The 25,554-nt window shown below is 41.7% G+C and carries 23 protein-coding genes, 1 other RNA gene, 1 pseudogene and 1 other annotated feature; of the genes and pseudogenes, 24 read left to right on the top strand and 1 reads right to left on the bottom strand.

Annotated features, from left to right (window positions below; genetic code table 11):
• Positions 1–99: 99 nt before the first annotated feature.
• From AC3ISE_RS16145 to AC3ISE_RS16125, 5 genes are all read left to right on the top strand, one after another.
• Positions 100–276 carry a hypothetical protein gene (locus tag AC3ISE_RS16145; protein ID WP_165970847.1) on the top strand — a complete coding sequence of 59 codons (177 nt, stop codon included), beginning with the start codon at positions 100–102 and terminating at the stop codon, positions 274–276.
• A 57-nt stretch (positions 277–333) separates the two neighbouring features.
• Positions 334–567 (top strand) — a binding site (T-box leader).
• Positions 568–638: 71 nt separating this feature from the next.
• Positions 639–1,901, top strand: coding sequence for a histidine--tRNA ligase (hisS, locus tag AC3ISE_RS16140; protein WP_489221757.1), 1,263 nt, complete (start codon positions 639–641; stop codon positions 1,899–1,901).
• Between the two features lie 20 nt (positions 1,902–1,921).
• Positions 1,922–3,700, top strand: a complete 1,779-nt coding sequence (gene aspS, locus AC3ISE_RS16135; RefSeq protein WP_489221756.1) for an aspartate--tRNA ligase — start codon at positions 1,922–1,924, stop codon at positions 3,698–3,700.
• Positions 3,701–3,762: 62 nt separating this feature from the next.
• Positions 3,763–3,951: non-coding RNA, 6S RNA (ssrS, locus tag AC3ISE_RS16130), on the top strand.
• Between the two features lie 234 nt (positions 3,952–4,185).
• Positions 4,186–4,947, top strand: a complete 762-nt coding sequence (locus AC3ISE_RS16125) for a tRNA threonylcarbamoyladenosine dehydratase (protein WP_070879777.1) — start codon at positions 4,186–4,188, stop codon at positions 4,945–4,947.
• 348 nt (positions 4,948–5,295) lie between these two features.
• Here AC3ISE_RS16125 and AC3ISE_RS16120 read toward each other — a convergent pair whose 3' ends face one another.
• The gene (locus tag AC3ISE_RS16120) at positions 5,296–6,561 is read right to left on the bottom strand and encodes a replication-associated recombination protein A (RefSeq protein WP_489221755.1); all 1,266 of its coding nucleotides are present in this window, start codon (positions 6,559–6,561) and stop codon (positions 5,296–5,298) included.
• 236 nt (positions 6,562–6,797) lie between these two features.
• Here AC3ISE_RS16120 and AC3ISE_RS16115 point away from each other — a divergent pair, with 236 nt between their 5' ends.
• The 19 genes and pseudogenes from AC3ISE_RS16115 (at position 6,798) to greA (ending at position 25,542) form a co-directional block, all read left to right on the top strand.
• Positions 6,798–7,469, top strand: a complete 672-nt coding sequence (locus AC3ISE_RS16115) for a YczE/YyaS/YitT family protein (RefSeq protein WP_489221754.1) — start codon at positions 6,798–6,800, stop codon at positions 7,467–7,469.
• Positions 7,470–7,487: 18 nt separating this feature from the next.
• Positions 7,488–7,904, top strand: coding sequence for a cysteine metabolism transcriptional regulator CymR (cymR, locus tag AC3ISE_RS16110; RefSeq protein WP_070879780.1), 417 nt, complete (start codon positions 7,488–7,490; stop codon positions 7,902–7,904).
• A gap of 15 nt (positions 7,905–7,919) precedes the next feature.
• Positions 7,920–9,062, top strand: coding sequence for a cysteine desulfurase family protein (locus AC3ISE_RS16105; protein WP_489221753.1), 1,143 nt, complete (start codon positions 7,920–7,922; stop codon positions 9,060–9,062).
• Positions 9,063–9,089: 27 nt separating this feature from the next.
• Positions 9,090–10,205 carry a tRNA 2-thiouridine(34) synthase MnmA gene (mnmA, locus tag AC3ISE_RS16100; protein WP_489221752.1) on the top strand — a complete coding sequence of 372 codons (1,116 nt, stop codon included), beginning with the start codon at positions 9,090–9,092 and terminating at the stop codon, positions 10,203–10,205.
• Between the two features lie 78 nt (positions 10,206–10,283).
• On the top strand, positions 10,284–10,937 hold the full coding sequence (locus tag AC3ISE_RS16095) for a tetratricopeptide repeat protein (RefSeq protein WP_489221751.1): 654 nt from the start codon (positions 10,284–10,286) through the stop codon (positions 10,935–10,937).
• 29 nt (positions 10,938–10,966) lie between these two features.
• The gene (gene recD2 / locus AC3ISE_RS16090; protein ID WP_489221750.1) at positions 10,967–13,342 is read left to right on the top strand and encodes an SF1B family DNA helicase RecD2; all 2,376 of its coding nucleotides are present in this window, start codon (positions 10,967–10,969) and stop codon (positions 13,340–13,342) included.
• 2 nt (positions 13,343–13,344) lie between these two features.
• The gene (locus AC3ISE_RS16085) at positions 13,345–13,845 is read left to right on the top strand and encodes a PRC-barrel domain-containing protein (RefSeq protein ID WP_489221749.1); all 501 of its coding nucleotides are present in this window, start codon (positions 13,345–13,347) and stop codon (positions 13,843–13,845) included.
• 14 nt (positions 13,846–13,859) lie between these two features.
• Positions 13,860–14,051 carry a hypothetical protein gene (locus tag AC3ISE_RS16080; protein ID WP_070879785.1) on the top strand — a complete coding sequence of 64 codons (192 nt, stop codon included), beginning with the start codon at positions 13,860–13,862 and terminating at the stop codon, positions 14,049–14,051.
• Positions 14,052–14,476: 425 nt separating this feature from the next.
• The gene (locus AC3ISE_RS16075) at positions 14,477–15,538 is read left to right on the top strand and encodes an AI-2E family transporter (protein WP_489221748.1); all 1,062 of its coding nucleotides are present in this window, start codon (positions 14,477–14,479) and stop codon (positions 15,536–15,538) included.
• 380 nt (positions 15,539–15,918) lie between these two features.
• Complete coding sequence (gene alaS, locus AC3ISE_RS16070; protein ID WP_489221747.1) at positions 15,919–18,552, top strand: alanine--tRNA ligase; 2,634 nt, start codon at positions 15,919–15,921, stop codon at positions 18,550–18,552.
• A 154-nt stretch (positions 18,553–18,706) separates the two neighbouring features.
• On the top strand, positions 18,707–18,973 hold the full coding sequence (locus AC3ISE_RS16065; protein WP_029279472.1) for an IreB family regulatory phosphoprotein: 267 nt from the start codon (positions 18,707–18,709) through the stop codon (positions 18,971–18,973).
• A gap of 1 nt (position 18,974) precedes the next feature.
• Positions 18,975–19,391 carry a Holliday junction resolvase RuvX gene (gene ruvX / locus AC3ISE_RS16060; RefSeq protein WP_489221746.1) on the top strand — a complete coding sequence of 139 codons (417 nt, stop codon included), beginning with the start codon at positions 18,975–18,977 and terminating at the stop codon, positions 19,389–19,391.
• Positions 19,392–19,424: 33 nt separating this feature from the next.
• Positions 19,425–19,714: pseudogene (locus tag AC3ISE_RS16055) on the top strand (DUF1292 domain-containing protein).
• A 215-nt stretch (positions 19,715–19,929) separates the two neighbouring features.
• Complete coding sequence (gene mltG, locus AC3ISE_RS16050) at positions 19,930–21,057, top strand: endolytic transglycosylase MltG (RefSeq protein WP_489221745.1); 1,128 nt, start codon at positions 19,930–19,932, stop codon at positions 21,055–21,057.
• A gap of 183 nt (positions 21,058–21,240) precedes the next feature.
• Positions 21,241–21,903, top strand: a complete 663-nt coding sequence (locus AC3ISE_RS16045) for an O-methyltransferase (RefSeq protein WP_489221744.1) — start codon at positions 21,241–21,243, stop codon at positions 21,901–21,903.
• Positions 21,896–22,825: a peptidase U32 family protein gene (locus AC3ISE_RS16040; RefSeq protein ID WP_489221743.1), complete on the top strand. Its 930-nt coding sequence runs from the start codon at positions 21,896–21,898 to the stop codon at positions 22,823–22,825. Before AC3ISE_RS16045 ends, AC3ISE_RS16040 begins: the two co-directional genes overlap by 8 nt.
• A gap of 25 nt (positions 22,826–22,850) precedes the next feature.
• Positions 22,851–24,119: a peptidase U32 family protein gene (locus AC3ISE_RS16035; protein WP_489221742.1), complete on the top strand. Its 1,269-nt coding sequence runs from the start codon at positions 22,851–22,853 to the stop codon at positions 24,117–24,119.
• A 2-nt stretch (positions 24,120–24,121) separates the two neighbouring features.
• Positions 24,122–24,757: a uridine kinase gene (udk, locus tag AC3ISE_RS16030; RefSeq protein ID WP_070879794.1), complete on the top strand. Its 636-nt coding sequence runs from the start codon at positions 24,122–24,124 to the stop codon at positions 24,755–24,757.
• A 311-nt stretch (positions 24,758–25,068) separates the two neighbouring features.
• On the top strand, positions 25,069–25,542 hold the full coding sequence (gene greA, locus AC3ISE_RS16025) for a transcription elongation factor GreA (RefSeq protein WP_070879795.1): 474 nt from the start codon (positions 25,069–25,071) through the stop codon (positions 25,540–25,542).
• Positions 25,543–25,554: the final 12 nt, after the last annotated feature.

The raw sequence follows: 25,554 nt of genomic DNA, 5'->3' as shown, positions 1-25,554 counted from the left end.
CATTCGCTTTTTATATCGGCTATCCCTTGTGACATTTGATATATTTTTTCGGGAAAAAGGCAATGCTATGGGATAGACAGTTAAAAAGGAGCAATGATCATGAGGCACAGTGATAAAGGCGAGACAACTCATTATAACAATAATGATGTATTTGGAGTTAATTTTCATGAATTTGCTGAAAAAGAACAGAATTCTAATTTGTATGAGCTTGCAAGCGAATATGGTTTAAGTTTGAGAGAAGTGAAGAAATTAAAAAAACAATTAAATCGCTCTTGACACAAAGCCTGAAACATTCGTATGATAGTATATAAATCTTAGCAAGAACTACATAATTTTGAACCATTGATGGAGAAGAGTAGTCAAGATGACACATGATAAGAGAGGAAAAGCCGTGGCTGAAAGCTTTTCGCATGATGACTTGATGAAGAGAACACTCCTTAGGTTTCTCTCTGAACGATGCTGCGTGCATTTAATAGGAGGTGGACGTGACAGGCGTTAACTGTCTGAGTGGGAGCATTTATTGCTTCAACTAGGGTGGCACCACGGGATCTAACTCTCGTCCCTACATTTTTATGTAGGGGCGGGAGTTTTTTGTTTTCAAAATTTTTGAAGGTTTATGAAAATTGGAGGAGTAAAACATGTCATTTCAAATTCCGAGAGGCACTCAGGATATCCTTCCTGGAGATGTTGAACGCTGGCAATATATCGAAAACACAGCGCGTGAAATTTGCAGATACTATCAATATAAAGAAATCCGGACGCCAATCTTTGAACACACTGAGATATTTCAAAGAGGAGTAGGTGAATCAACGGATATTGTTCAAAAGGAAATGTATACATTCCAGGACCGGAAAGGAAGAAGCATGACCCTTCGCCCGGAAGGAACGGCTTCAACTGTCCGTGCATTTGTTGAAAAGAAATTATACGCACAGCCGTCTCAGCCGACAAAACTTTACTATATAGGACCAATGTTCCGCTATGAACGCCCGCAGACAGGACGCTTCCGCCAATTCGTTCAGTTTGGGGTTGAGGCGCTAGGAAGCAACAGCCCTGCAATGGATGCAGAAGTCATTTCTCTTGCAATGGAGCTTTACCGCACTGTTGGATTAAAGAAGCTGAAGCTGATTATCAACAGTCTTGGAGATGCAGACAGCAGAAAAGCTCACCGTGAAGCTTTAATTGCTCATTTTGAACCAAGAATTGGTGAGTTTTGCTCCGATTGCCAGAAACGATTGCAGCAAAACCCCCTTCGAATTCTTGATTGCAAGGTAGACCGGAATCATGAGCTTATGGCAACGGCCCCTTCGATTATGGATTATTTAAATGAAGAATCAAGAGCTTATTTCAATAAAGTCCAGCAATATTTAACGGATTTAAATATTGAGTTTACAGTTGACCCGAATTTGGTGCGCGGTCTGGATTACTACAACCACACGGCATTTGAGATCATGAGCGATGCGGAAGGATTCGGTGCGATCACAACTCTTTGCGGAGGCGGGAGATATAACGGTCTTGTAAAAGATTTCGGAGGGCCTGAAACACCGGGAATCGGATTTGCACTCAGTATTGAAAGATTTCTTGCTGCTCTTGATGCAGAAAACGTAGAGCTTCCAATCGAACAGTCGATTGATTGTTTCGTTGTAGCTCTTGGCGATAAAGCGAAAGACCGTTCTGTATCTCTCGTATATGAACTCAGAAAAGCGGGATTAACTGCAGAAAAAGATTACGAGGATAAAAAAATGAAAGCTCAATTTAAAGCAGCTGATCGCTATAAAGCTAAATTTGTTGCTGTATTAGGCGAAGATGAGCTTGAACGGAACATCATTTCCGTGAAAAACATGGAAACAGGCACACAAGTAGAAGTATCAATAGATGAGCTTACAGCCTATATAAAAGCATAGCCAAAAGGAGAGAGATAAACATGTTTGGACGAACATATTATTGCGGTGAAGTAACAGAAGCAGCAATCGGAGAAAAGGTAGTATTAAAAGGGTGGGTGCAAAAACGCCGTGACCTTGGCGGGCTCATTTTCATCGATTTAAGAGACAGAACTGGAATTGTTCAAATCGTGATCAATCCTGAAGTTTCTGAAGATGCCCTGAAAATCGCAGAAAAAATCCGCAGTGAATATGTATTGGATATTGAAGGCACAGTTGTCGGACGTACAGAGGGAACAGTAAATCCTAATCTTTCGACTGGGAAAATTGAAGTGAAGGTTGAACATGTCACAATCATCAATGCTGCAAAAAATCCGCCTTTCCTGATTGAAGATAAGTCTGAAGAAGTATCCGAAGATGTCCGCTTAAAGTACCGTTACCTGGACTTAAGAAGACCAGCTTTGCTTGATACATTCAAAATGCGCCACAACGTTTCAAAATCCATCAGGAATTTCCTGGATGAAAAAGGATTTTTAGATGTAGAAACGCCGATTTTAACGAAAAGCACTCCAGAGGGAGCACGTGATTATTTAGTGCCGAGCCGTGTGCATGAAGGCGAATTCTATGCTCTTCCTCAATCTCCGCAAATTTTCAAACAGCTGCTGATGGTTTCTGGATTTGACCGTTACTACCAAATTGCACGCTGCTTTAGAGATGAAGATCTCCGTGCTGACCGTCAGCCGGAGTTTACACAAGTGGATATTGAAATGTCATTTATGAGCCAGGATGAAATCATGACCCTGATGGAAGAGATGATGACGCGCATCATGAAAGAAACAAAAGGCGTGGATTTAACCCTTCCTCTTCCGCGCATGACGTTTGACGAAGCAATGGGCCGTTATGGATCTGATAAGCCTGATACACGATTCGGACTAGAACTCGTCAATGTTTCTGAACTTGTGAAAGACAGCGGCTTTAAAGTGTTCAGCGGTGCCGTGCAAAACGGCGGAGAAGTAAAAGTGATTAATGTTAAAGGAGCAGCTGCTTCTTATTCAAGAAAAGATATTGATGCCTTAACGGAGTTCGTTTCTCAATATGGTGCAAAGGGCCTTGCGTGGCTCAAAGTGGAGGAGCAGGAGCTGAAAGGCCCTATTTCTAAATTCTTCCCTGCTGAAGAACAGGAAAGCTTGAAAACAGTGACTGAAGCAGAGACAGGAGACTTATTGCTTTTTGTTGCAGATAAAAAGCAAGTCGTTGCAGATGCACTTGGTGCTTTGCGTCTAAAACTGGGAAAAGAGCTGGGATTAATCGACGAAAGCAAATTCAATTTCCTTTGGGTAGTTGACTGGCCTCTAGTTGAATATGACGAAGAAGCGGGACGATACTTTGCTGCGCATCATCCATTTACAATGCCGGCACGCGAAGATCTTGAGCTGTTTGAGACGAATCCGGCAGGCATGAAAGCTCAGGCTTATGACCTTGTTTTAAATGGATATGAGCTTGGCGGGGGATCAATCCGTATATTTGAAAAAGACATTCAGCAAAAAATGTTTAAACTGCTTGGTTTCTCTGAAGAAGAAGCAGTTGAACAATTTGGCTTCCTTTTAGAAGCGTTCGAATATGGCACCCCTCCTCATGGCGGAATTGCCCTTGGACTTGACCGTTTGGTTATGCTTTTAGCCGGAAGAACGAACTTGCGCGATACGATTGCATTCCCTAAAACGGCAAGTGCAAGCGACCTTCTGACACATGCTCCAAGTGAAGTAAGCACAGAGCAATTAACAGATCTTAACCTTGCATTAAAACTGAAAAAGAGTGAATAATGCCCAGAACGATTTACTTGAAAACCGCACCTTGTTGTGGTAATCTTTTTACAAGATAAAAAGAAGTCCTGATGTGTACGTCGTACACTTAGTTTTGATCCAACATTACTTGATCCGGGAGTTCACGTTTTCAGCGTTATGTAAATGCCTCATCATTCGATCAGAGGACTTATCATACATGAAACAGGACACCCACCTGCTGTGAGCGGGTTCAAAACCAAGATAGCAGCGACGGCACAATTGGGACTTCTTAACGAACGAGAATTCAGCCTGCATAAGCTTTCTGCTTATGCAGGTTTTTATTTTGTTTGAAAGTGAATTTTCGAACGGCACTTTTTTAAGTACCTGAAAGTCCGAAAATCATGGATTCAGGGTAAGCAAGCGTAGTGAATGTGCAGAATTAGCTCTTGTTTTTCACAGAAAGTATGATATATTCATTTTCAGGAAAAATACAGTCATGGATTAAATAAATGGAGTTGAGAGTTTTGCTGAATCAATTTTCCCGCAATGAACTTGCGATAGGCAAAGAAGGAATTGAAATTTTAAAAAACAGCACAGTTGCAGTTCTTGGAATTGGCGGCGTAGGGTCTTTCTCTGCAGAAGCGCTTGCACGTTCCGGAGTAGGACGAATTTTGCTTGTAGATAAAGATGATGTAGATATTACAAATGTAAACCGCCAAATTCATGCGCTCGTCTCAACTGTCGGTCAGCCAAAAGCTGATTTGATGAGAGACCGCATTAAAGAAATTAATCCAGAGTGCGATGTTATTGCACTGAAGATGTTTTACACAGAAGAAACATATGAAGAGTTTTTCAGCTATGGCCTTGATTATGTCATTGATGCTTCTGATACGATTTCATATAAAATTCACTTAATGAAAGAATGTTTAAATAGAGGCATTCCGATTATTTCAAGTATGGGCGCGGCAAATAAAACGGATCCGACAAGATTTCAAATTGCCGATATTTCCAAGACCCATACAGATCCAATTGCAAAAGTGGTCAGAACCCGCCTTCGTAAAGAAGGAATCCGAAAAGGCATTCAGGTTGTTTTCTCTGATGAAAGCCCGATTGTCATTCGCGAAGATGTACGTCTGAAGGTAGGAAATGACGCAGCGCCGATCCGCAAAGCGAAAATGCCGCCATCTTCTAATGCGTGGGTACCGTCTGTAGCAGGTTTGATCATGGGCGGACATGTTATCATGGAGCTTTTAAAAGATATTAAAATTGCACGTGTAAATGACTAAATGATAAAAAAAGCGGCATGATTTGAAATCATGCCGCTTTTTTTATTGTCTACTTTTGTATTCTTATCTGTCTGCCTGCGCTAACCGGGTGTTTCCACTTTTCGTCTTGTCTAGCTCCACCTCCTAACTCCTCGGCCAGAACGGCTCCGTCTGTAAAGGCAAAAAGCGCCTTTACTGGCGGAGCCTTATCTGTCTGCCTGCGCTAACCGGGTGATTCCACTTTTCGTCTTGTCTAGCTCCACCTCCTAACTCCTCGGCCAAAACGGCTCCGTCTGTAAAGGCAAAAAGCGCCTTTTCAGCCGGATCCTTATCTGTCTGTCGGAGCTAAACAGTCGGTTCCGCTTTTCGTTATTGCTGTTTCATCAGCTTTTCATAAATCTGTGAAAGGGAAAGTTCGAATTTTCCTGTTTGTTTAGGGGCATAATACTTTTTCTTTTTTAGTGAATTCGGCAGATATTGCTGTTTGACCCAGCCATTTTCGAAGTCATGGGGATATTGATAGTCAATGCCTCTGCCAAGCTTTTCTGCTCCCTTGTAATGTGCATCCTTCAGGTGAGCCGGAATTTCACCGCTTTTCCCGGCGCGGATATCTGCAATGGCTGCATCCAGTGCACGGTATGCGCTGTTGGATTTGGGGGAGAGACAAAGCTCTATGACTGCATTTGCAAGCGGGATTCGAGCTTCAGGAAGTCCAAGTCTTTCTGTTGCTTCAATGGCTGCCAATGTTCTGGCACCAGCTTGAGGGCTTGCAAGTCCAATGTCTTCATATGCAATGACCAGCAGCCTGCGGTTGATGCTGATAAGATCTCCAGCTTCTATCAGTCTGCCGAGATAATGCAGAGCTGCATTTACGTCGGATCCGCGAATCGATTTTTGAAATGCGGAAAGGACGTCATAGTGGGCATCTCCATCTTTATCATGGACAAAGCTCTTTTTTTGAAGACACTCTTCTGCTGTTTCAAGTGTTACGTGAATTTCGCCATTTTCATCTGGATCTGAAGAGATGACCGCAAGCTCCAGAGCATTGAGAGCAGACCGGACGTCACCTGCACAGCTTGAGGCAAAGTGCATCAGGGCTTCCTCTGAAATAATGGCACGATAGTTGCCAAGTCCTTTCTTTTCATCCTTTAAAGCCCGTTCAAGTGCTGTTTTTATATCAGCGGCTTCTAAAGGCTTTAATTCGAAAATCTGGCATCTGCTTCTGATGGCCGGATTGATGGCATGATAAGGGTTGCTTGTAGTCGCTCCAATTAAAATGATTTTTCCATCTTCTAAATAAGGAAGGAGAAAATCCTGTTTTGCTTTATCCAGACGGTGGACCTCATCAAGAATTAAAATGACCTTTCCGGACATTTTCGCTTCTTCTGCGACGATTTCCATATCTTTTTTATTATTCACAACGGCATTCAGCTTACGGAAAGCGGTGTTTGTGCTTCCTGCAATCGCTGTTGCTATGGATGTTTTTCCTATTCCGGGAGGGCCGTACAAAATCATCGAGCTCAAGTGTTTTGCTTTTACCATCCGCTCAATCATTTTTCCTTTGCCGACTAAATGTTCCTGCCCGATGATTTCATCAATGTTTTCTGGTCTCATTCGAAATGCCAGAGGTTTCATGTTATCACTCCCAAGACGAAGCACTGATCTTATTTTACTAAGCTTATCATGACTTTTCCTCTTAGTCATATGAATTGATTTATATCTTTAATAGGAAGCCGGCGAGTTAATTTGAATGCTCTGTTGAAGGATAATATGCTATAATGGCATAGGTTCATTTAAGGAAAAAACAAATTTTAACAGCAAAAAATAGATTGTTTCAGATTTTTAAACGATGAGAGGCGAAGTGAAGAAGGATGAATGCTTTGCGCAGTAAAAAGAATCAGGAGCTCAGTATGAGATGGGGCATTTATTTCTTGGGCCTGCTCATCATGTCTTTCGGCATTGTCCTTACGATAAAAGCTGAACTTGGCACATCTCCATGGGATGTGCTTCATATAGGATTATATTACCAGCTTGGTTTAACGATTGGATCTTGGGCAATTATTGTAGGAGGAGCCATTCTACTATTGTCTTCCATTTTTACAAGAAAGGTGCCTCAGGCAGGTGCCTTTGTCAATATGCTGACTGTAGGTCTATTTATAGATTTATACTTATCATTGCCGTTTATGCAGACTCCGTCAGGGTATGCCGGGAAAGCACTGATGCTTTTGCTTGGTATTATGGTGATGGGTTATGGAATCGGCTTGTATATTTCTGCAGGCTGCGGTGCAGGACCTCGCGATACATTAATGCTTGCTTTGGTAGAAAAAACCGGCATAAAGGTATCAAGGATTCGCGGAGGAATTGAAGTCATTGTTCTTTTTTTCGGCTGGATTTTAGGCGGACCGGTTTTCATTGGAACAATCGTCTGCACACTGTCCATTGGGTATGTCATCGGATTTACCCTTCCGCAATGCCGGAAAACAACGAATGCCCTGCTGGAAAAAACAATCAGAAAAGAACCGGATGTTCACCAAGTTAGCTAGAATTATAGGGGTGTATATATGAAAATTTCAACTAAAGGCCGCTATGGTCTTACAATTATGATAGAGCTTGCAAAAAAACACGGGGAAGGGCCAACCTCTTTAAAAAGCATCGCCCAGACGCATGATTTATCTGAACACTATTTAGAGCAATTGATCGCACCGCTCCGCAATGCCGGTTTAGTCAAAAGCATACGAGGAGCATACGGAGGATACGTTCTCGGAAATGAACCTGATGCCATTACTGCAGGGGATATTATCAGAGTTCTTGAAGGGCCGATCAGCCCTGTAGAAGTGCTTGAAGATGAAGAGCCTGCAAAGCGTCACCTGTGGATTCGCATACGCGATGCAGTAAAAGATGTGCTTGATAATACAACTCTTGAAGATTTAGCAAACTACTCAGATGGCGAGCAGGAATCTTATATGTTTTATATTTAAAAAGGAGGGAGTAAAATGGAGCGGATTTATTTGGACCATGCTGCCACATCCCCAATGCATCCGGAAGTAATTAACGCGATGCTTCCTCACATGCAGGATGTATTCGGCAATCCCTCAAGCATCCATTCATTTGGAAGAGAAAGCAGAAGACTGCTGGATGAGGCGAGAGCGGTAATTTCGCGGAGTCTGCATGCAAAACCGAAGGAAATTATTTTTACGGGCGGCGGAACGGAAGCTGATAATTTAGCGATAATCGGTTCTGCTCTTGCAAATCAGCATAAAGGCAGACACATCATTACAACACAGATTGAACATCATGCGGTCTTAAATACATGCAAGCATCTGGAGAAACAGGGGTTTGATGTTACCTATTTGCCTGTTGATCAAAATGGCATTGTTTCAATTGATGATCTTAAACGGGAACTGACGCCTGAAACCATATTGGTTACGATCATGTATGGGAACAATGAAACTGGATCGATTCAGCCGATTGATGAGATCGGCAGGATTCTGAAGGATCATCAGGCTCTTTTCCATACAGATGCTGTACAGGCTTTCGGAATCCTTGATTTGAATGTGAAAGAGAGCTATATAGATATGCTCTCTGCTTCTGGCCACAAGATTAATGGACCAAAAGGGACCGGTTTACTTTATGTTAAAGAAGGAATCTCGCTTAAACAGCACTCTCACGGCGGAGAGCAAGAATTGAAACGGCGTGCAGGAACGGAAAATGTACCCGGCATTGCAGGATTTAAATCCGCAGTTCAGCTTGCACTTGAAACCAGAGAGCAAAAAACTGTACTTTACAAAGAGTTTAAAGATAAAATAATTGATATTTTAAAGGCGGAAGATGTTTCTTTTGAAATAAATGGAGCGATAGACAGCAGTCTGCCGCATGTTTTGAATCTTTATTTTCCAGGGACAAATGTGGAGTCGATGCTTGTGAACATGGACATTGCAGGAATTGCCGTTTCAAGCGGATCAGCATGCACAGCAGGTTCCATTGAGCCTTCGCATGTCCTGACTGCCATGTACGGGCAGGGGGCTGAACGGACAAAAGCTTCCATCCGCTTTAGTTTTGGTCTTGGAAATACGGTGGAGCAAGTTGAGAAGGCCGCTTTGGAGACAGCTCGGATTGTAAAAAGATTAACAGCTTAGAATGATTGACACTTGGAGGTGAAAAAGATGCAAAAAGCACCTAAAGACACACGTGTTGTTGTTGGAATGTCAGGAGGGGTTGATTCTTCCGTTGCGGCACTTCTTTTAAAACAGCAGGGCTACGATGTGATCGGCATCTTTATGAAAAACTGGGACGATACAGATGAGTTCGGAGTCTGTACAGCTACTGAAGACTATGATGATGTCATTCAGGTCTGCAATCAAATCGGAATCCCATACTATGCAGTAAACTTTGAAAAACAATATTGGGACAAAGTGTTCACTTATTTTTTAGATGAGTATAAAGCAGGGAGAACCCCGAATCCCGATGTAATGTGCAATAAAGAAATAAAGTTCAAAGCATTTTTAGAGCATGCGATTTCTCTCGGAGCAGATTATCTTGCAACGGGGCACTATGCGCAAGTTGAGTACCGCGACGGGGAATACAAAATGCTCAGAGGCGCTGATGAAAATAAAGATCAAACTTATTTCCTCAATCAGCTGACTCAAGAGCAATTATCTAAAGTTATGTTCCCAATCGGAAATATACCTAAATCAAAAGTGCGCGAGCTTGCAAAAGAAGCAAATCTTGCGACAGCTGCAAAAAAAGACAGTACGGGCATCTGTTTTATCGGTGAGCGCAACTTTAAAGAGTTTTTAAGCGGCTACCTTCCAGCACAGCCAGGTTTAATGCAGACTCTCTCAGGAGAAGTAAAAGGCAAGCATGACGGTCTGATGTATTACACGATTGGACAGCGCCATGGCCTTGGCATCGGCGGCAGCGGAGATCCATGGTTTGTTGTAGGGAAGGATCTTGAAAAGAATGTCTTATACGTGGATCAGGGCTTTGACAATGATCTGCTCTATTCGGATTCGATTACAGCTACAAATATCAGCTGGGTTTCAGACAAACTCCCTGAAGGAGAAGTTGTCTGCACGGCAAAATTCAGATATCGTCAGGAAGATCATGCTGTCACAGTGAAAATGATCGATAAAACAACTGCACAAGTGATATTTGATAAACCGATCAGGGCCATTACACCTGGACAGGCTGTTGTTTTTTACAGTAATGACGAATGTCTTGGCGGCGGGACCATTGATGAAGTATTTAAAAAGAATGATAAAATCTGGTATGTTGGTTAAAGATGCAACCTTTGTTAAAACCTCAACGTCGGTTGAGGTTTTTTCTTTAAAAATTTGTTACCGGGAGTGCTGTTGATCATGAGCGATAAAAGTATTTTAGGAATAGAAGCCATGCAAAAGGGCGATTTTGAAAAAGCGGCAGGATATTTTTCGGAGGCTATTGAAGAAAATCCAAAGGATGCTGTTTGCTATGTGAATTTCGGAAATTTATTGGCAGCAGTAGGAGAATTTGAAAAAGCGATTACCTTTTTTGAAAAAGCGATAGAACTTGATGCAAAGACGACTACGGCCTACTATGGTGCCGGAAATGTGTATTACAATAGCGAGCAGTTTCAATCAGCGCAAAAAATGTTTTTAAAAGCGATTCAAAAAGGGATGGATCATTCAGATGTCTTTTTCATGCTTGGAATGAGCAATGTCCAAATGAATCAGCCGCTGCCTGCCCTACCATATTTACAAAGAGCAGTGGAATTAAATGAAGAGGACACGGAAGCGCGCTTTCAATATGGATTATGTTTAGCTCAGCAGGAATCACTTGATGAAGCGATTCGTCAATTTCAGATTGTAGTGGAAAAGGATCCGGGTCATGCGGATGCATACTATAATTTGGGTGTAGGCTACGCTTTTAAAGAGGATGCAAAAAAGGCCATGGAAATGCTCGATCAAGCTTTGAGCATTCAGCCGGACCATGAGATGGCGGCTAATTTGAAGCAGCTGATGCAAACACTGTAAGAATCAGGCAATCAGGGGGAGGAGATCTTGTGCAGCAAAAGGCGGACCTGTTTCAAGAGCAGGAACGGTTTTTAAAAGGAAAAATCATCACGGTTATTTATCAGAATGACCAAAACCATTATACCGTCTTAAAGACGGAGGTTCTTGAAACGAGCGAAAATTATGATCAAAAAGAAATAACCGTGACGGGCTATTTTCCTCTTCTGCATGAAGATGAAACATATACCTTCTTTGGGATGCTTACGCAGCATCCTAAATTCGGACAGCAATTCCAGGCTGAGCATTACCGGAAGGAAATTCCCAAAACGCGCGATGGTGTCATTCAATACCTTTCAAGTGACCTGTTTAAAGGGATAGGCAGGAAAACAGCGGAAGCGATAGTCGATGTTCTCGGAGAAGGCGCCATTTCGAAAATGATGGAAGATCCTTCTGTACTGGATAAAGTGCCGAAACTCGGCAAAGACAAAGCAAAACAGCTGCTTGATCAGCTGAAGGAGCATCAGGGTCTTGAGCAGGCAATGATTATTTTAAATCAGCTCGGCTTCGGTCCTCAGCTTTCCATGAAAATTTACCAGGCCTATCAAGAAAGAACCATCCAGATGATTCAGGAGAATCCTTTTCAGCTTGTTAAAGATATCGAAGGAATCGGGTTCGTGCGCGCTGATGAGCTTGGCAGCCAAATGGGACTCGGCGGAAATCACCCTGAGCGGATTAAAGCTGCCTGCTTTTATACAATTGAACATCTTTGCCTTCAAGAGGGCCATACATATGTATCACTTGAGCAGTTAATTATAAAATCAATGGAATTGCTGAATTCATCGAAGAATTCAGGAATTATTGAAACCGATATTTCAGAGCAAGTGATCAAACTTGCAAAAGATAAAGGGATTATTATTGAAGAAGACAGAGCCTATCTGCCCTCACTCTTTTTTGCTGAACAGGGACTTGTGAAAAGTATCCAGCGTGTTCTTTTGCAGACAGAATATGAGAGCATTTTTCCTGAATCAGAATTTTTGCTTTCACTCGGAAAACTGGAAGAAAGAATGAACGTGCAGTACGCCCCGACTCAAAAAGAAGCCATTCAAACGGCTCTGATGTCGCCAATGCTTTTGCTGACGGGAGGACCTGGTACTGGCAAAACGACCGTTATTAAAGGGATCGTAGAGCTTTACGCAGATCTGCACGGATGCTCCCTCGAGCAAAAAGACTATAAAAAAGAAGAGCCTTTTCCGATCTCGTTAGTTGCCCCGACAGGACGGGCTGCAAAAAGAATGACTGAAGCAACAGGCCTGCCTGCTGTAACGATTCACCGGCTGCTAAAGTGGAACGGTGCTGAAGGATTTGATCATGGGGAAGATAACCCGATCGGTGCAAAACTGCTGATTGTCGATGAAATGTCGATGGTAGACACTTGGATTGCCAATCAGCTGTTTAAAGCTCTGCCTGAACATATTCAAGTTATTATGGTTGGTGATGAAGATCAGCTGCCTTCTGTAGGGCCTGGTCAAGTGCTGCGGGATTTACTTGAGTCTCAGGCAGTTCCTGTTGTGAGACTGACCGATATTTACAGACAAGCTGAGGGTTCATCCATTATTGAACTTGCACATGATATAAAAAAAGGAAGGCTGCCTGATAATTTGACGGCACCTACTAAAGACAGATCCTTCATTCGATGCAGCGGTGCACAGGTAAAAGAAGTAGTAGAGAAAGTCATATCGAATGCCATCAAAAAAGGATATACAGCCCGTGATGTTCAGGTGCTTGCCCCGATGTACCGCGGGCCTGCAGGCATAGATCAGCTTAATATTATGCTGCAGCAGCTGTTTAATCCTAAAGCTGAAAATAAAAGGGAAATGAAATTCGGCGATACGGTGTACAGATCCGGCGACAAAGTGCTCCAGCTTGTAAATCAGCCTGAGAGCAATGTGTATAACGGCGACATCGGAGAGATTGTGTCCATTTTTTATGCCAAGGAAAACACTGAAAAAGAAGATATGATCGTCATCTCCTTTGATGGCAATGAAGTCACGTATACAAAATCTGATTTCAATCAATTCACGCATGCCTTCTGCTGTTCCATTCACAAATCACAGGGAAGCGAATTTCCGATTGTAGTGGTGCCTGTTGTTAAAGGCTATTACAGAATGCTTAGACGGAACTTGATTTATACGGCTATTACAAGAAGCAAGCAGTTTTTAATCCTTTGCGGGGAACAAGATGCCCTCCTGCGGGGAATTGAAAACAGAGATCATTTAAGCCGGCAGACCTCTTTAAAAATGAAGCTTTCCGAAAAACAGCAAAATATTGAAGAACTGACAGAAGAGCTTCCCTTTGACCTTGCTGATGCCATGATCGGAATGGAAGGCATTACCCCGTATGACTTTATGGTAGAAAACAAAATCTAAGAATGTTCGGAAAGGGGGAGTTTCTCCTGCGGACATTTACAGAGCTCAGGGGCATGCCGGTAGTTGATGTAGATGACGGATTAATCACCGGTTTTGTATCTGATGTTTGTTTTGATGCAAATGGCTCTTTTATCGGGCTGTTAATAAATGAAAAAGGCATATTCAGGAAAGGGCGCATAGTACCTGCAGAAACGATTTGTACGATAGGCAAGGACGGAATAATGGTTAACGGCAGAAGCAGTCTGAAATCGATGTCTGAATTTAGAGAAGCTTATTTCCTGCAATCACACCGCCGGATCCAGTACAAAGCCGTCTATTCTACGGAAGGCGAGAAGCTTGGACTTCTTGCTGATGTATACTTTTCTGAACAAGTGGGCACCATTGTAGCATATGAACTGACGGACGGATTCTTTGCAGATATGATGGAGGGAAAAAGAATGATTGATCCTCCAGGGTCTTTAACCATTAGCAAAGATGCAATCGTCATGGATTTTATTCATTAGCGAGGTGCACCGTATTGTTAAAATGCCCGAATTGTAAAAGTAAGGATATTGGAAAGATTGGCGTGAATCAGTATTATTGCTGGGGCTGCTTTATCGAGCTTTCCATATCCAAAGGCCAGATCTTTACCCATCAAGTGGAAGAGGACGGTTCTCTAAGTTCTCTTGATGATCTTTTCACAGATGATGATCGAACAATCAGCATGTAGACAGTTATAAAGGGGGAATACGCCATGAACCGCAAAATGTCCTCAATGCTTTCAGATCTGATAGGACGCATTCCGATGTCCAAACGTTCGATGAAAAAAATGCGAAAACGAATAATGAAAAAGTTTTGATTACATTTCCTCTGCTTAATAAGGCAGAGGATTTTTCATTTTTAGAAAAAATTGTTTTGCAGAACCGTTAAAAAGATTCTGTCTAGAAGAAAGTGCTTCATAGCAGGCGAATGGGACAGTAAAAATGTCTTACTGAAGGAAAAAGTGAGTCTAAACGCTGAATGACCATAACCAGCAGATTTTCCGCAAGCTCCTTCCCGTCTTTCGGAGCTTGAGCTTTGGCGGCTACTGCTATTATAATTTCAATGCATATTTCATCCGCTCCTCCCCAAACTAAAGGTGAGGAGGGATGCTCTTTGAAGGAACGTTATTTTAAATGGCTGATGAGAATCGGTATTTTTCTATTGTGTTTGCTTTCCATTTATTTATTTTTGAAGCTTAGAGTCCTTTGGGATCCTTTTTTTATTATCATCAAAGCTATCCTTCTTCCTTTTTTAATCGCTGGTTTCATTACCTATTTGCTGCATCCGGTCATTGAAAAACTGCATTCCACCGGGGTTCCGCGCACACTCTCGATCTTAATTATCTACACTCTTTTCTTTGGCGGAATCGGTTATGGCTTATATAAGGGGATCCCGGTCATCATTGCACAGCTTAAGGATCTTTCTGAAAGTTTTCCGGTATTTGAACAAAAATATCAGGGATGGCTGTCAACGGTTCATGATCATACTGACCGGTTCCCGGAAGAGGTTCACACGAGAATTGAAACAGCTTTTCAAAATATCGAAGCCTGGTTTTCTTATTGGATTGACAAGATCTTAAATAGCTTAGGAAGAGTTTTCGATTATCTTTTAATCATAGCTCTCATTCCTTTTCTCGTATTTTATATGCTGAAGGATTATGAGCAAATAAAAAAAGCCGCCTGGTATTTAACTCCGAAACGGTGGAGACCTGAGGCAGTCATTTTCATCCGCGATGTTGATCAGTCTTTGGGTAATTACATAAGGGGGCAGCTGCTTGTCTGTTTCATCATCGGTTTTCTGGCATTTCTCTCGCTTTGGTTTTTTGATATTAAATATCCTTTAGTCATAGGGATTTTAATAGGGATAACGAACGTCATACCGTACTTCGGACCGATTATTGGCGCGGTTCCGGCAGTTATCATTGCAGCATCCATGTCTATGAATACCGTCCTGATTGTGATCATTATTATCTTTTCCCTGCAATTTATCGAGGGGAATATCCTTGGACCCTTAATCGTTGGAAGAAGTCTTCATATGCATCCGATCATCATTATGCTTGCCCTGCTTGCAGGAGGAGAAATCGCAGGGATTATCGGAATGATTTTAGCCGTTCCTGTATTAGCCGTCTTAAAAGTAACACTGACGCACCTAGTGCATTTGAGAAGACAGCATTGACATTGGTACAGCCTATGAACTATAATTCTGCGTATACACTGCATATTTTATAAAAACGATGAAGGAACGAGTACGTTTCAGACCATCTGACAAGAGAGGAATTTCCATGGCTGAGAGGAATTCCGGGATGAAGGGAAACAGAAGGCTATTCCAGAGTGCAGGCAAACCCTGCCGTCTTAACCCCGTTACGGTTAAATGAAGCTGATGGACAGTAAGTCCATAATCAGGGTGGTACCGCGAGCAATCTCTCGTCCCTGTGAAAATCTCTATGATTTTCACAGAGACGGGAGTTTTTTATTTTGTAAGAGGCTTTTTTCTGAGAGAAGGTGTATGCCGCAGCATTCTTCAGAAAAACAGCCGCAATACGAGGAGGAAAAAAGATGAAAACACTAACTTCAGCACAAGTTCGTCAAATGTTTTTAGATTTCTTCAAGGAAAAGGGGCATGCAGTTGAACCAAGCGCATCTTTGGTTCCTCATGAAGATCCGTCCCTGCTTTGGATCAACAGCGGGGTAGCAACGCTTAAAAAATACTTCGATGGCCGCGTTATTCCGGCAAATCCAAGAATTTGCAATGCACAAAAATCAATCCGAACAAATGATATTGAAAATGTCGGCAAAACAGCCCGTCACCATACATTTTTTGAAATGCTTGGAAACTTTTCAATCGGTGATTATTTTAAAGTAGAAGCGATCGAGTGGGCATGGGAATTCTTAACGAGTGAAGATTGGATCGGCTTTGATCCGGAAAAACTGTCCGTTACGATTCACCCTGAAGATGATGAAGCTTTCTTAATCTGGAAAGATAAAATTGGTGTGCCTGAAGAGCGGATTATCCGTCTTGAAGGGAACTTCTGGGATATCGGTGAAGGGCCAAGCGGACCGAATACAGAAATTTTCTATGACCGCGGCGAGGTTTATGGAAATGATCCGAAAGATCCTGAGTTATACCCGGGCGGAGAGAATGAGCGCTATCTGGAAGTCTGGAACCTTGTATTCTCAGAGTTCAATCATAATTCAGACGGTACATATACACCTCTGCCAAAGAAAAACATTGATACAGGAATGGGCCTTGAGCGGATGGTATCTGTTATTCAGGATGTTCCGACCAACTTCGATACAGATTTGTTTATGCCGATCATTGAATCTACTGAAACAATTTCTGGCGAAAAATACGGAACTGATCAAGAAAAGGATGAAGCCTTTAAGGTTGTAGCCGATCATATCCGTACAGTGACATTCGCTGTTGGAGACGGCGCCCTTCCATCAAACGAAGGACGCGGATATGTACTTCGCCGTCTTTTGCGCAGAGCAGTAAGATATGCAAAAAAACTGAATATTAACCGGCCATTTATGTATGAGCTTGTCACAGTTGTCGGAGAAATTATGGTTGACTTCTACCCAGAAGTAAAAGCTAAAACAGAGTTTATTCAAAAAGTTATAAAAAATGAAGAAGAACGCTTCCATGAAACATTAAATGACGGTTTGTCCATCTTGGCTGAAGTTGTGAAAACGCAAAAAGCAAAAGGTAGCAGCATCATTCCTGGAACAGATGTTTTCCGTCTGTATGATACATACGGATTCCCTGTTGAACTGACAGAAGAGTATGCACAGGAAGAACAAATGGAAATTGATCATGATGGCTTCAAAAAAGAAATGGAAGGCCAGCGCGAACGTGCACGTGCTGCAAGGCAGGATGTTGATTCTATGCAGGTGCAGGGCGGAGTGCTTGGCGAAATTACAGCCGAAAGCACATTCGTCGGTTACTCTCAGCTGACGGCAAAAGCTTCAGTGACCGTTCTTCTGAAAGACGGCGAGCTCACAGACGAGGCAAATGCAGGAGATGAAGTGCAGCTTATTTTAAATGAAACGCCATTTTACGCTGAGAGCGGCGGTCAAATTGCAGATGAAGGCACCATCGAAAATGATGCAGTCAAACTTCAAGTAAAGCATGTACAAAAGGCTCCAAACGGACAAAATCTGCACACTGCTGCCGTGATAAGCGGCACAGTGAAAACAAATGATGAAGTAATCGCAGCTGTTAACGAAACAACTAGGAGTGCAGTCATTAAAAACCATACTGCCACACATCTCTTGCATCAGGCTCTAAAAGATGTGCTTGGCGGACATGTCAATCAGGCAGGATCTCTCGTAACATCTGAAAGACTTCGATTCGACTTTTCACATTTTGGGCAAGTTCAGCCTGAAGAGCTTGAACAGATTGAGCAAATGGTAAACGAACAAATCTGGAAAAGCATCGGCGTCAATATTGAGCTAAAACCAATTGCTGAAGCGAAGGAAATGGGAGCAATGGCTCTTTTCGGCGAAAAATACGGAGATATTGTCAGAGTCGTTCAAGTAGGTGATTACAGTCTTGAATTGTGCGGAGGCTGCCATGTTGACAACACTTCTTCTATCGGGCTGTTTAAAATTGTTGCCGAAACAGGAATAGGTGCGGGTACACGAAGAATCGAAGCGGTTACCGGTCAAGGAGCTTATCAGCTGATAAAAGACCAGCTTTCCATTCTTGCTGACGTCTCATCAAAGCTGAAATCAAATCCTAAAGATGCAGCAGGCCGTGTAGATGCTCTTCTTGGTGAAGTTCGTTCTCTCCAAAGAGAAAATGAATCATTAACAGCTAAATTGGGTAATGTAGAAGCTGGAAGCATACTTGGAAGCGCTGTTCAAATTGATGGTGTTACACTGCTTTCAAGCAAAGTAAATGCTAAAGACATGAACAGCCTGAGAACAATGGTTGATGAATTAAAGCAAAAATTAGGTTCAGCCATTGTCATCCTTGGAGCAGCTCATGACGGAAAAGTAAGCCTGGCAGCAGGAATTACAAGTGATTTAGTCGAAAAAGGTTACCACTCAGGGAAATTGATTAAAGAGGTAGCTGGAAGATGCGGAGGCAGCGGAGGCGGCCGTCCGGATATGGCACAGGCTGGCGGCAAGGATCCTGAAAAACTTGAAGAAGCTTTGAAATATGCATTAGAATGGGTAAAAACCATCTAGAATCAGCACTATGAGCCTTTTCTTTCTGGAGGAATTTCTTTAAACATTTCACCAGAAAGTGAAATCCGTTTTATAATTTCGATAGTTAGTGTAGAATGGTAGTATGAATGGACAAGCAGATTCCACAGGTGAATCTGGGAAAGAGGTGCGAGTGATGAGTTCCTTTGATAAAACGATGAAGTTTAACTTTTCTGAGGAAGCAGTTGAAACGAATGTGAATGAAGTCCTGTTCACTGTATACGATGCTTTGAAAGAAAAAGGCTATAATCCGATTAACCAAATCGTTGGATACCTGCTCTCTGGAGATCCTGCATATATCCCCCGTCATCGCGATGCAAGAAATTTAATCCGCAAGCTTGAACGGGATGAACTCATTGAGGAATTGGTTAAATCGTACTTACACCATCATAGAGAGGATTAATATGCGAATTATTGGTTTGGATTTTGGCTCCAAAACTCTTGGAGTTGCTGTCAGCGATGAATTTGGCTGGACAGCACAAGGGCTTGAGACGATTAAAATTGATGAAGAGGGCGGCAACTTTGGGCTCGAGCGTCTCTCACAAATTGTGGACGCACATCAAGCAGAAAAAATCGTTCTCGGATTCCCAAAGAATATGAATGGAACGGTTGGACCAAGAGGTGAAGCAAGCCAGACGTTTGCTTTGAAGCTTGAGAAAAAATTTGGAGTCCCTGTTATACTCTGGGATGAGAGATTGTCAACTATGGCAGCTGAAAGAGTACTGATTTCAGCAGATGTCAGCAGAAAGAAAAGAAAAAAAGTAATTGATAAAATGGCTGCAGTGATGATTTTGCAGGGATACTTAGATAGCCTGAATTAAAACTGACAGCAAACTATAGATGAGGTGACTGCAATGGAACACGGAGAAAAACAAATTACAGTAGTAGACGAAAATGGAAATGAACAGCTTTGTGAAATTCTTTTCACATTTGCTTCAGAAGAATTCGGAAAATCATATGTGCTTTATTACCCGCTTGGCGAACAGGATGATGAAGAAGAAATTGAAATTCATGCATCAAGCTTTGAGCCGACAGCTGACGGTGTAGACGGAGAACTTGCACCGATTGAAACAGAAGAAGAGTGGGATCTGTAGAAGAGATGCTGAATACATTCCTTGATAATGAAGAAGAGGAAGAAAAGTAAGAAGAAACCGTCTTAGGACGGTTTTTTTTTTGCTGTAAAAAAGAAAAATATCTTCAGAGGAAATAATAGTTCTATGGTAGGATTGTCAGACATGGAACGATAATGATAAATTTTCATTCTTAAAGCGGCCTTTCCTTAAAAATATGCTAGAATTTGGCGAAAAAACAGTGATTATGTAGTATAATCATTTTGATGAAAGGGGGATACATCCGATAATGTCAGAAGCTGATTCGAACAAACATTCAATCCAAAATAAACTCCTTGAAAAACAGCAGGAAGCTAAAGTCATCCGAAAAATCGTCCTGGTGATTTTTGTTGTTTTAGTCATTTTGATGACAGGATTAATCGGTGGCGGCTATTTATATATAAAGTCTGCACTGCAGCCTGTAGATGAAAAGGACAAAAATGCAATTAATGTAAACATTCCAATAGGATCATCCGTTTCCACAATTGCGGCCATTTTAGAAGAAAAAAAGATCATTAAGGATCAAAGAGTATTCAAATACTATGTGAAATTTAAAAATGAGTCAGGATTTCAGGCGGGAGACTACAAATTAACACCTTCGATGGAAATCGAAGACATTGTGGCCAGTCTTAAATCCGGAAAAGTGATTACAGATGTCGTCTTTCAAATTCCAGTTCCGGAAGGAATTCAAATAAGGGACATTGCTAAATCAATTGCCAAGCATTCAGGGTTTACCGAAAAAGAAGTCTTAGACAGGATGAATAATAAAGAGTTCATAGCTGCTATGCAGAAGAAATATCCGGAAACCTTAACAAAGGATATCTATGGCAAGAATATTAAATATCCTCTTGAAGGCTATTTTTATCCTGCAACTTATCCTTTTTATGAGAAAAAGCCTTCTCTTGATTTTATTTTAGAAGAGATGATTAAAAAGACACATACTGTTGTCATTCCTTACCTTCCGCAGATTGAAGAAAAGAAAATATCCGTCCATCAATTTATTACTATGGCATCTTTGATTGAAGAAGAAGCCACAAAATCAGTTGACCGGAATAAAATATCAAGTGTATTCTACAACCGGATAGAAAAGCAAATGCCTCTTCAGACTGATCCTACTGTGCTGTATGCACTTGGGGAGCATAAGGACAGAGTTTATTACAAAGATCTTAAGGTGGAATCACCATATAATACGTATAAGGTAAAGGGGCTGCCTCCAGGGCCGATTGCGAATCCTGGAGATCAATCCATGAAAGCGGCACTGGAGCCTGAAAAAACAGATTTTCTCTATTTTCTGGCCACTAAAAAAGGGGAAGTCATTTTCACCAAAACACTTGAAGAGCACAACAAAGCTAAAGCAGAGCATATTACCAATAAATAAAGAACAGAAGGGAACGTGAAAATATTCGCATTCCCTTTTCTGTTGTGGTAAAATATATCGAGTTGTGTAGAGAAAGATAAACAAAATGACAAATAATGACAAGAGTTCTCTGAAAGAACTCTTATTTTCATGATTTAAGATACACTTTAACGGTGATCAAAGCACCGTTTGAAGGAGAAAACAATGGAAAACGACACGATTTTATCATATATAGAAAGCCTTCTTCCTGATCAAGACGAAACAGTCACACAGATGGAGCAATATGCGCTTGATCACGCCGTTCCCATTATGGAAAAGACAGGGATAGAAGTTCTGATTAGTCTGCTTGTGCTCAAACAGCCAAAAAAGATATTAGAAATCGGCACTGCAATCGGCTATTCAGCGATTCGTATGTGCAAAGCTCTCCCCGAAACAGAAATTGTAACGGCTGAGAGAAATGCAGAGCGATATAAACAAGCAGCCATAAATATTGAAGCGAATGCATTGGCTGACCGAATTACGGTTCTTCATGGTGACGCATTGGAGCTTAAGGAACAAATAGAAGAAAAAGGTCCTTATGACGTGATTTTTATTGATGCAGCTAAGGGTCAGTATATGCGATTCTTCGAAATGTACGAACCAATGCTTTCAAAGAACGGCTGCATTATTACAGACAACGTCCTTTTCAAAGGTTTAGTTGCATCTGAAGAAGAGGATATGTCCTTTCATCGCAGACGGCGCGCGCTTCTTAGAAAAATACGGACATACAATGAATGGCTGATGTCGAATAAAGCCTATCACACAGCAATTTTCCCTGTTGGTGATGGAATGGCTGTAAGTATAAAACGAGGTGAAAAAGATGAATAAACCAGAATTAATTGTTACACCTACAAAAGTGGAAGATATTCTTCCCCTGGCGGAAGCAGGAGCCACTGCGGTCGTTATCGGAGAACAGCGGTATGGGCTTCGTCTTGCAGGTGAATTTAACCGCGATCAAATGAAAGAAGCGACAGTTCTCGCTCATTCAAAAAACGTAAAAGTATATGCTGCAATGAATGCCATTTTTCATAATGAGAAAATCGAAGAATTGTATGACTATCTTCGCTTCTTAAGTGAGATAAAAGTAGATGCGGTCGTCTTTGGAGATCCGGCTGTTTTAATGGCTGCTAGAGAAGCAGCTCCTGAAATGAAGCTTCATTGGAACACAGAAACGACAGCAACCAACTGGTATACATGCAATTACTGGGGCAGAAAAGGCGCGAAACGCGCTGTTTTGGCACGTGAATTAAGCATGGAATCAATTATTGAAACAAAAGAAAATGCAGAAGTAGAAATTGAAGTACAGGTTCATGGGATGACTTGCATGTTCCAGTCAAAACGCTCCCTGATAGGCAACTACTATGAATACCAGGGTAAAGCTATGAAAATTGAGAGCATCCAGGATGAAAAAACGATGTTCCTCCATGACAAAGAGCGCAGCAATAAGTACCCGATTTATGAGGATGCAAATGGCACCCACATTATGAGTCCTAACGATATGTGCATTATTGATGAACTATCAGATATGATGGATGCCGGAATTGACTCATTTAAAATTGATGGTGTCCTGCAGACATCTGAGTATTTAATTGAGGTTACAAAGAAATACCGCCAAGCCATTGATTTATGCGCAGAAGACCGTGAACAGTATGAAGATGTAAAAGATCAGCTCCTTGCGGACATAGAAGAAATTCAGCCTGAGAACAGGCCTTTAGATACAGGATTTTTCTTTAAGGAAACAGTGTACTAAAAAATAAAATGAAGGAGGAAATAGTATGTTGACTGTTAAAGATAACATCTCACAAATCATAGACGGCAAACGTGTGATTACGAAAAAACCTGAGCTGCTGGCTCCGGCCGGTAATTTAGAAAAGCTTAAAATTGCCGTGCATTATGGTGCTGACGCTGTTTTTATCGGCGGAAAAGAGTTTGGCCTGCGATCAAATGCAGACAACTTTTCACAAGAAGAAATGGCCGAAGGTGTGCAATTTGCAAACAAGTACGGTGCAAGAATTTATGTAACGACAAATATCTTTGCACATAATGAAAACATGGACGGTCTTGAAGAATATTTAATGGGTCTGCAGGATGCAGGAGTAGCCGGCATCATTGTAGCTGATCCGATGATTATTGAGACATGCCGCAAAGTAGCGCCAAAGCTTGAGGTGCATCTGAGCACACAGCAATCTCTCTCAAACTGGAAAGCTGTCCAGTTCTGGAAAGAGGAAGGTCTTGAGCGCGTGGTGCTTGCCCGCGAAACGAGCGCTGAAGAAATTAAAGAAATGAAAGAAAAAGTGGATATCGAAATTGAAACGTTTATCCATGGGGCAATGTGCATAGCATATTCCGGCCGCTGTGTACTGAGCAATCATATGACTGCAAGGGATTCAAACCGTGGAGGCTGCTGTCAGTCATGCCGCTGGGATTATGATCTCTATAAACTTGCTGATAACGGTGAAGAAGCACTGTTTGGCGCGGATGACGCAGCATTTGCAATGAGTCCGAAAGATTTAAACTTAATTCAATCCATTCCAAAAATGATCGAGCTTGGAATTGACAGCCTGAAAATTGAAGGCCGCATGAAATCCATTCACTACGTAGCAACAGTTGTCAGCGTTTATCGCAAAGTAATTGATGCATACTGTGCGGATCCTGAGAACTTCGTGATTCAAAAAGAATGGCTTGATGAGCTTGATAAATGTGCAAACCGTGACACTGCGCCTGCATTTTTTGAAGGAGTTCCTGGCACTGAGGAGCAAATGTTCGGAGTTCATGGAAAGAAAACGACATTTGACTTTGTTGGACTTGTCCTTGATTACAATGAGGAAACAGGTATGGTTACCCTTCAGCAGCGCAACTACTTTAAACCGGGGGATGAAGTTGAATTCTTCGGACCTGAAATTGCGAACTTTACACAAACGATTGATAAGTTATGGGACGAAGACGGCAATGAACTCGATGCTGCCCGTCATCCTCTGCAAATTGTGAAGTTTAAAGCAGACCGAAAAGTCTTCCCAAATAACATGATGCGAAAGGGGAAGTAATTATGGGGAAAAAGCCCATTGTAATCGGAGTTGCAGGAGGCTCCGGCTCAGGTAAAACTAGTGTTACAAAATCAATTTACGAACATTTCAGAGGTCATTCCATCCTGATGCTTGAGCAGGATTTTTATTATAAGGATCAAAGTCATCTTCCATACGAAGAGAGACTGAATACGAATTATGATCATCCGCTTGCTTTTGATAACACGCTTTTAATTGAGCACATTAAACAGCTTCTGAATTATGAAGCGATTGAAAAGCCGGTTTATGATTACAAGCTTCATACCCGTTCGGAAGATGTTCTTTTAGTAGAACCTAAAGATGTGATCATTCTTGAAGGCATCTTAGTTTTAGAAGACGAGAGACTCCGCAACTTGATGGATATGAAACTGTATGTTGATACAGATGCCGACATCCGCATTATCAGAAGGATGCTGCGGGATATCAAAGAACGCGGAAGAACCATTGATTCTGTGATTGAGCAGTACGTTTCGGTAGTAAGGCCGATGCACAATCAATTCATTGAGCCTACTAAGCGTTATGCGGATATCATCATTCCAGAAGGCGGTCAAAATCATGTCGCGATTGACCTTATGGTTACAAAAATTCAAACAATTCTTGAACTAAATGCAATTTTGTAATAACATAGCATAGATAAAGAGTACTGTGACCATATTATGTATAGGCTGTTAAAGTTTCTCAGGGTTCATCATTGACTGAGTAAAAATTCTCATTTAAAGTAAACTTGAGCATTCTATGCTCTATGAGGAAAGCAAGCCGCAGGCTTGCTTTTAAGCTACATTCAAGGCTATTTCCTCACAAGATCACCTGAAAAGTTCAGCATATGCATATTGCAGTGTGAGGGCTGAAGCTTTCAGCCCTCCCCATTATCACAGTGCATTTTACATACCATATTTTTTTAGGGGACAGTTATACTAGAAGGAGTGAGATCATGGCACAAGAAAAAGTATTTCCTATGACAACTGAAGGTAAAGAAAAGCTTGAACAGGAATTGGAATATTTAAAATCCGTTAAGCGCAAAGAAGTAGTCGAAAGAATCAAGATTGCCCGCAGCTTCGGGGATCTTTCAGAGAACTCTGAGTATGATTCAGCTAAAGAAGAGCAGGCTTTTGTTGAAGGCCGAGTGACTACGCTTGAGAACATGATCCGCAATGCGAAGATCATCGTAGAAGATGCCGATACAAATGTTGTAACACTGGGCAAAACAATCTCATTTGTTGAACTTCCAAATGGCGATGAAGAAACATATACAATCGTAGGAAGCGCTGAAGCAGATCCTTTCGAAGGCAAAATTTCAAATGATTCTCCAATCGCAAAAAGCCTGATGGGCCGTCAAGTTGGAGATGAAGTGAATGTGCAGACTCCCGGCGGAGAAATGCATGTAAAAATTACAAACGTTAAATAATATAGGTTTAAT

It is taken from the genome of Metabacillus sp. KH_069 (genome assembly GCF_057838075.1).
The sequence above is the reverse complement of the archived record's forward strand: the minus strand, read 5'-3'. Positions and strand labels throughout refer to the sequence as shown.